Consider the following 1110-nt stretch of genomic DNA (forward strand, 5'->3'; position numbering starts at 1 on the left):
CCCATGCCCCTCGCGGCTCAGCTAGGACGCCGGGGGTTCGTTTCACGTGAAACACGTCGTTTCACGTGAAACCGTCAGCGCGTCGCTCCCGTGACGATCCAGCGGCCGGAGCGAGTCCGCAACCAGAGCGTCAGCATCCGGACCGTCATCATCAGCGTCATCGCTGCCCAGATTCCGGTCAGACCGCCGCCGATGACGGGGATCAGCAGAGCCACGGGGGCGAACACGGCCAGCGTGGCCACCATCGCCCAGGCGAGATAAGGGCCGTCGCCGGCTCCCATCAGGACACCGTCCAGGACGAAGACCACGCCGCAGATCGGCTGGGAGAGCGCCACCATGAGCAGTGCGGGCAGCGCGGTGTCCTGGACAGCGCCGTCACTGGTGAACAAGGGCAGGAACAGCGGGCGGGCGGCCACCACGAGCAGTCCGAGGCCGATGCCGGAGGCGATTCCCCACTCGACCATGCGGCGGCATACGGCCCGGGCGCCTTCGGCGTCGTCGGCACCGAGGTACCGCCCGATGATCGCCTGCCCCGCAATAGCGATGGCGTCGAGGGCGAAGGCGAGCAGGCTCCACAGGGACAGGATGATCTGGTGGGCCGCGACATCGGCGTCTCCCAGCCGGGCGGCGACGGCCGTCGCGATCATCAGGATCGCCCGCAGCGACAGCGTGCGGACCAGCAGGGGCACGCCGGCCTGGGCGGAGGCGCGGATGCCTGCCGTGTCCGGGCGCAGGGAGGCCCCGTGTGCACGGGCTCCGCGAATGACGACCAGGAGGTAGACGGCGGCCATCCCGCACTGCGCCAGGACGGTACCCCAGGCCGAACCGGCGATGCCGAGGTCGGCGCCGTAGACGAGGCCGACATTGAGCACGGCGTTCGTGATGAAGCCGCCGACGGCCACGTAGAGAGGGGTACGGGTGTCCTGGAGCCCGCGCAGCACTCCGGTGGCGGCGAGGACGACCAGCATCGCGGGGATGCCGAGCGCCGAGATGCGCAGATAGGTGGTCGCGTACGGGGCGGCGGTGTCGGAGGCGCCGAAGAGGTCGACGAGGAACGGTGCGGTGGGCAGGACGACCGCGACGACGAGGGCCCCCAGGAGGAGGGCGAGC

Annotated in this window: 1 protein-coding gene; it reads right to left on the reverse strand. The window is 70.6% G+C overall.

All coding sequences use genetic code 11. From position 1 onward, the window contains the following. Nucleotides 1-74: 74 nt before the first annotated feature. Nucleotides 75-1110 (reverse strand): MATE family efflux transporter (locus ACFY5C_RS41920; RefSeq protein WP_389455360.1); only part of this gene is annotated, 1036 nt, incomplete at its 5' end.

The organism is Streptomyces sp. NPDC012935 (assembly GCF_042900345.1).
Taxonomy (GTDB): Bacteria; Actinomycetota; Actinomycetes; order Streptomycetales; family Streptomycetaceae; genus Streptomyces.